The sequence below is a fragment of the Pantoea sp. Z09 genome, from assembly GCF_022394795.1.
GTDB classification, from domain to species: Bacteria; Pseudomonadota; Gammaproteobacteria; order Enterobacterales; family Enterobacteriaceae; genus Pantoea; species Pantoea latae.
In genome coordinates this window covers 3,930,697-3,936,811 of sequence record NZ_CP092373.1, presented here as the reverse complement: position 1 = coordinate 3,936,811, position 6,115 = coordinate 3,930,697, and the positions used below count along the sequence as shown (strand labels likewise).

The 6,115-nt window shown below is 59.5% G+C and carries 6 protein-coding genes and 1 pseudogene; all 7 read left to right on the top strand.

What is annotated here, in order from left to right; translation table 11 throughout:
* Positions 1–598: 598 nt before the first annotated feature.
* Positions 599–739: a 50S ribosomal protein L34 gene (rpmH, locus tag MC269_RS18750; protein WP_003849659.1), complete on the top strand. Its 141-nt coding sequence runs from the start codon at positions 599–601 to the stop codon at positions 737–739.
* A gap of 15 nt (positions 740–754) precedes the next feature.
* A complete protein-coding gene (gene rnpA / locus MC269_RS18745; RefSeq protein WP_081140549.1) occupies positions 755–1,114 on the top strand; it encodes a ribonuclease P protein component in 360 nt (119 codons plus the stop codon).
* A pseudogene (yidD, locus tag MC269_RS18740) lies at positions 1,078–1,336 on the top strand (membrane protein insertion efficiency factor YidD). Before rnpA ends, yidD begins: the two are co-directional and overlap by 37 nt.
* 2 nt (positions 1,337–1,338) lie before the next feature.
* Positions 1,339–2,985 (top strand): membrane protein insertase YidC, encoded by a 1,647-nt coding sequence (gene yidC, locus MC269_RS18735; RefSeq protein ID WP_081140548.1) that lies wholly within the window; start codon positions 1,339–1,341, stop codon positions 2,983–2,985.
* 81 nt (positions 2,986–3,066) lie between these two features.
* A complete protein-coding gene (gene mnmE / locus MC269_RS18730) occupies positions 3,067–4,431 on the top strand; it encodes a tRNA uridine-5-carboxymethylaminomethyl(34) synthesis GTPase MnmE (RefSeq protein ID WP_239953295.1) in 1,365 nt (454 codons plus the stop codon).
* Positions 4,432–4,589: 158 nt separating this feature from the next.
* Positions 4,590–5,180: a malonic semialdehyde reductase gene (locus tag MC269_RS18725; RefSeq protein WP_239953294.1), complete on the top strand. Its 591-nt coding sequence runs from the start codon at positions 4,590–4,592 to the stop codon at positions 5,178–5,180.
* Positions 5,181–5,344: 164 nt separating this feature from the next.
* On the top strand, positions 5,345–6,094 hold the full coding sequence (locus MC269_RS18720; protein ID WP_239953293.1) for a 4'-phosphopantetheinyl transferase superfamily protein: 750 nt from the start codon (positions 5,345–5,347) through the stop codon (positions 6,092–6,094).
* Positions 6,095–6,115 lie beyond the last annotated feature (21 nt).

The window sequence follows — 6,115 nt, the reverse complement described above, 5'->3', positions numbered from 1 at the left end:
GGCGGACTCCACTTGTACAAAATCGATAAGAAATAGTAGGCGCTAATAAAGAAACGTTCATTTTTGACACAGACGGTAGAAAGCGCCTGCGACCGCTATCAGCGGTTTCCGCCCCTGGGATCGCGACCGGATCGTCAGCGGAAGGGCGGATCATAGCGCAAAGCGAGTCAGAGATCTTCACTTTCTACACAGTTTTGATCCTTTTTATCCACAGGCCGTGGACAGGTAAAACAGTTTACGCCTGCTGGCGAAAAAAGCTGCGGGGATCGTTGGCAAAAGCGGGCTTTTTCAGGCGACCTCTCGTTTTAGCCTCTTTTTTCAGGCCGCCGATCGTAAGAAGATCCCGCAGGATCCTTGCGCTTTAAAGCGGAGGCCGTATAATTCTTCCCCCGGCGTTGTCGCGCTCTGCCCAATGCCCGGACTCAGCGGGCTGTATCCGGGTTTCCAGGTACCGCGACCAGCGAAGTAAATTGACTCCGGACTGTACAATTATTACAATCCCGCCTCTTTATTAAAGACACATTGAGGCGTTGGTCGTTTTACTGGCCCACATAACGCGTCACCCAGTGAAATTTTTCAAGTTTAGGTAGAAATCGCCATGAAACGCACTTTTCAACCGTCCGTACTGAAGCGCAACCGTTCTCACGGCTTCCGTGCTCGTATGGCAACCAAAAATGGTCGTCAGGTTCTGGCACGTCGTCGTGCTAAAGGCCGTTCTCGTCTGACCGTTTCTAAGTAATAAAAGCTAACCCTCGTGGTTAAGCTCGCATTTCCCAGGGAGTTACGTTTGTTAACTCCCACTCATTTCACTTTCGTCTTCCAGCAGCCACAACGGGCTGGCACGCCGCAAATCACCATCCTCGGCCGCCTTAATTCGCTGGGGCATCCCCGCATCGGTCTTACCGTCGCTAAAAAGCACGTCAAGCGCGCGCACGAACGCAACCGGATCAAACGTCTGACCCGTGAAAGCTTTCGTCTGCGTCAGCATGAACTGCCGGCGATGGATTTCGTCGTTGTGGCGAAAAAGGGGATTGCCGACCTCGACAACCGTACGTTGGCGGAAGCGTTGGAGAAGTTATGGCGTCGTCACTGTCGCCTGGCGCGCGGCTCCTGATCGTCCTGATCCGCGTCTATCAGCGCGGCATCAGCCCCTTGCTGGGACCACACTGTCGGTTTCAGCCAACCTGCTCTCATTATGGAATTGAGGCGTTACGCAGGTTTGGCCTGATAAAAGGCAGTTGGTTGACACTCAAACGCGTATTAAAATGCCACCCTTTGAACCCGGGTGGTGACGATCCTGTGCCGCCAAAAAACCTTTGATACCAGAGAACATTAACGATGGATTCGCAACGCAATCTCTTTCTCATCGCTTTTCTGTTCGTGTCTTTCATGATCTGGCAAGCCTGGCAGACGGACCACGCTCCGCAGCCGCAGCAGACCCAGACCACGCAGAACACCAACAGCGCAGCAGGTGATGCCGCCAGCCAGGGCGTACCGGCCAGCGGCCAGGGCAAAACGATCACCGTTAAGACTGATGTCCTGTCATTGAATATCAACACCCGCGGTGGCGATGTCGAGCAAGCACAGCTGCTGACCTACCCGGACAAACTGGGTTCCGACCAGCCGTTCCAGCTGCTGGAGACCACGCCGTCCTTCGTTTACCAGGCACAGAGCGGGCTGACTGGCCGCAACGGTCCGGATAACCCGAACAACGGCGCGCGTCCGCTGTTCACCGCCGCACAGGATCACTTCGAAATGGCCGACGGCCAGACCGAACTGCGCGTGCCGATGACCTACACCGCGGAAAACGGCGTGGTTTACACCAAAACCTTCGTCTTCAAGCGCGGCGAGTACGCGGTGGACGTGAACTACAACGTCAACAACACCACGCAGCAGCCGCTGGAAGTGTCGCTGTTCGGCCAGCTGAAGCAGACCATCGATCTGCCTAAGCATCGCGACACCGGCAGCAACAACTTTGCGCTGCATACCTTCCGCGGCGCGGCCTACTCCACCAGCGACGAGAAGTACGAAAAGTACAAGTTCGACACCATCGCGGATAACGAAAACCTGAGCACCACCACCAGCAACGGCTGGGTGGCGATGCTGCAGCAGTACTTCGCGACCGCATGGGTGCCGCGCACCGCTGGCAACAACGCGCTCTACACCAGCAACCTGGGCAACGGCGTGGCGGCGATCGGCTATAAATCTGCGCCGGTCACCGTGGCGGCGGGTCAGCAGCAGGATCTGGGCGCCACGCTGTGGGTCGGACCGGAAATTCAGGACAAGATGGCTGCCGTCGCGCCGCATCTCGACCTGACGGTCGACTACGGCTGGCTGTGGTTTATCTCTCAGCCGCTGTTCAAGCTGCTGAAGTTTATCCACAGCTTTATCGGTAACTGGGGCTTCTCCATTATCGTTATCACCTTTATCGTGCGCGGCATCATGTACCCGCTGACCAAAGCGCAGTACACCTCGATGGCGAAAATGCGTATGCTGCAGCCGAAGATTCAGGCGATGCGCGAGCGTCTGGGCGACGATAAGCAGAAGCAGAGCCAGGAGATGATGGCGCTGTATAAAGCGGAGAAGGTCAACCCGCTGGGCGGCTGTCTGCCGCTGGTTATCCAGATGCCGATCTTCCTTGCGCTTTACTACATGCTGTCTGGTTCGGTGGAGCTGCGCCACGCGCCGTTCGTACTCTGGATCCATGACCTGTCGGCGCAGGACCCCTACTACATCCTGCCGATTCTGATGGGCATCACCATGTTCTTCATTCAGAAGATGTCACCGACCACCGTGACCGATCCGATGCAGCAGAAGATCATGACCTATATGCCGGTTATCTTTACCGTGTTCTTCCTGTGGTTCCCGTCAGGTCTGGTGCTGTACTACATCGTCAGCAACCTGGTCACCATTCTCCAGCAGCAGCTGATTTATCGCGGGCTGGAAAAACGCGGTCTGCACAGCCGCGACAAGAAGAAGGCGTAACGCGCTTACGCCCGTCTGACAATCTGGTTTACCCTGAGGCGGTCATTACGACCGCCTTATTTTTTAGCGAGAGAAAAACCCATGAGCCACAGCGATACTATCGTCGCCCAGGCGACGCCTCCCGGACGCGGCGGCGTCGGTATTTTGCGTATTTCCGGCGCGCGCGCCGCTGAGGTGGCGCAGCAGGTGCTCGGCAAACTGCCGAAGGCGCGCTACGCCGACTATCTGCCGTTTAAAGACGCCGACGGCAGCGTGCTGGATCAGGGCATCGCGCTGTGGTTTCCCGGCCCGAACTCCTTTACCGGCGAAGATGTGCTGGAGCTGCAGGGCCACGGCGGCCCGGTGATCCTCGATCTGCTGCTGAAACGCATCGTCGCGCTGCCGGGCGTACGCATCGCCCAGCCGGGCGAGTTCTCTGAGCGCGCCTTTCTCAATGACAAGCTCGATCTGGCGCAGGCCGAAGCGATCGCCGATCTGATTGACGCCAGCTCCGAGCAGGCGGCGCGTTCGGCGGTGAACTCGCTGCAGGGCGCTTTCTCCACCCGCATCAATCAGCTGGTGGAAGCCCTTACTCACCTGCGCATCTATGTCGAGGCGGCTATCGACTTCCCCGATGAGGAGATCGATTTTCTCTCCGACGGCAAAATCGAAGCGCAGCTCGACGACGTGATCGTCGAGCTGGATGGCGTGCGCGCCGAAGCGCGTCAGGGCAGCCTGCTGCGCGAGGGCATGAAGGTGGTGATCGCGGGTCGTCCGAACGCCGGGAAGTCGAGCCTGCTCAACGCGCTGGCCGGCCGCGACGCGGCGATCGTCACCGATATCGCCGGCACCACGCGCGACGTGCTGCGCGAGCATATTCATATCGACGGCATGCCGCTGCATATCATCGATACCGCCGGGCTGCGCGAGGCCAGTGACGAGGTCGAGCGTATCGGCATTGAGCGCGCCTGGCAGGAGATCGAACAGGCGGATCGCGTGCTGTTTATGGTGGACGGCACCACCACCGACGCCACGGAAGCGGCGCAAATCTGGCCCGACTTTGTTTCGCGTCTGCCTGCGGCGCTGCCGATTACCGTGGTGCGCAACAAGGCGGACGTCACCGGCGAAACGCTGGGCCTGACGGAAGTGAACAGCCACTCACTGATCCGGCTTTCGGCGCGCACCGGCGCGGGCGTCGAGGCGCTGCGCGACCATCTGAAACAGTCGATGGGCTTTTCCGGCAATATGGAAGGCGGCTTCCTGGCGCGCCGTCGTCATCTTCAGGCGCTGGAGTTAGCGGCGACGCATTTACAGCAGGGCAAGGCGCAGCTGCTGGGCGCCTGGGCGGGCGAACTGCTGGCGGAAGAGCTGCGTCTGGCGCAGCAGGCGCTGAGCGAGATCACCGGCGAGTTTACCTCTGACGATCTGCTGGGACGGATATTCTCCAGCTTCTGTATTGGCAAGTGACCATCGCCTCGCCATAGCTTCTGCTTATTTGCGCCTTTGCTATTTGGCGGCGCACGGCCCTTGGGGTATAAACGAGAGAAGACCGCGTTGGCTTTGCCGATGCGCCTTCGACACGACAAGCCTCAGGCGGCCGTTTCCGCCAGACAAAGGAGAGTAGAATGCAGACCCCGCTCGACCAATCCGCGCTGGACCAGCTTTTTAACCAGGCCCGCACCCATAGCTACTGGCAGGACAAACCTCTTGAAGCCGGCGTGCTGGAGCAGCTCTACGCGCTGACCGCGCTGGGCCCAACCTCGGCCAACTGTTCCCCTGGCCGCTTCGTGTTCGTCACCTCGCAGGAAGGCAAAGAGAAGCTAAAGCCCGCGCTGTCGTCTGGCAATCTGGAAAAGACCATGACCGCGCCGGTGACGGTGATCGTGGCTCACGATCTGGCGTTCTACGAGCAGCTGCCGCAGCTGTTTCCGCACGCTGACGCGCGCAGCTGGTTCACCGGCAGCCCGGAACTGGCGAAAGAGACCGCCTTTCGCAACAGCAGCCTGCAGGCGGGTTATCTGATTCTGGCGGCGCGTTCGCTCGGCCTCGACGCCGGCCCGATGTCCGGCTTCGATCCAGCGAAAATCAACGAGGCGTTTTTCGCCGGCAGCAGCTGGCAGGTCAATCTGTTGATTAACCTCGGCTACGGCGATGCGGAAAAACTGCATCAGCGCCTGCCGCGCCTGCGCTTTGAACAAGCCTGTCAGTTTGCCTGACGCGCCATCCGCTGTGCCAGCGCGCAGCGGCTCTTCTCTTCCCGCCGCTTTTATCAGTCAATTCTGAATATTGCCCGATTCTGTTTCATGCCGGATGCAATGTGCTCAGAAAATTCTTACAATGCGCCCCTGATGATTAAGTGACCATTTTCACGGAGCGACAGATGGCGGGTCATTTTGTACGTTGGATGGGCGATGCTGGCATCGTTGCCGACGCCATGCGCATGCCGCAGGAGGTGATCGATCAGGCGCGCCTGCTTCCTGATAAGCGACGTGGACGTTTTCTTATTGCCCGCCTGATGCTGGCGCAGTTGATGCTGCGCGTTTACGGCATCCACACCCTTCCCACGCTCGTTACCCACAGCAATGGCCGTCCCGCCTTTGCCGATCGCGATCTGCCTGATTTCAGCATCGCCTATGCTGGCAATATCGTCGGCGTACTGCTGGCGGAGGAAGGCGGCCGCGCCGGGCTGGATATGGAGATCGTTCGCGCTCACAGCCGTCAGACGCAGGAGCAGCTGATGCAGGCGCTGACCTCGGGCGAACGCGCCTGGATCAATGCGCAGCAGGATTTTATGGAGGCGGTGACGCAGATCTGGACGCTGCGCCAGAGCATTCTCAAGCTGACCGGCGAAGGCAACGACCATATGGCGTCGCTGCGGCTGCAGCCTGCGGCCGGGCGTCTGCGCTCGACGAGCTACCCCGATATTCAGGCGGTGTGCGACGCGGAGCCGACGCTGGTCTGGTCATGCGCCCTGTCGCCTGCCACGCAGCGTCTGCACCTGTGGGAGGTCGACGCGTCACAGCAGTGGCATGCGCTGCGCGACGTAGAGATGAGCAAGCCGAATATCGGGCCGCGCACGCTGCGGCTGACCAGCTCGCCGCTGGAGCGCAGCGCCCGGCCAGAGATGTAAAAAAGGCCGCATAGCGGCCTT

Bases quoted from the DNA above. Each gene is read 5' to 3' on its own strand.
- rpmH (WP_003849659.1), top strand. From the start codon at position 599: ATGAAACGCACTTTTCAACCGTCCGTACTGAAGCGCAACCGTTCTCAC.
- yidC (WP_081140548.1), top strand. From the start codon at position 1,339: ATGGATTCGCAACGCAATCTCTTTCTCATCGCTTTTCTGTTCGTGTCT.
- mnmE (WP_239953295.1), top strand. From the start codon at position 3,067: ATGAGCCACAGCGATACTATCGTCGCCCAGGCGACGCCTCCCGGACGC.
- MC269_RS18725 (WP_239953294.1), top strand. From the start codon at position 4,590: ATGCAGACCCCGCTCGACCAATCCGCGCTGGACCAGCTTTTTAACCAG.
- MC269_RS18720 (WP_239953293.1), top strand. From the start codon at position 5,345: ATGGCGGGTCATTTTGTACGTTGGATGGGCGATGCTGGCATCGTTGCC.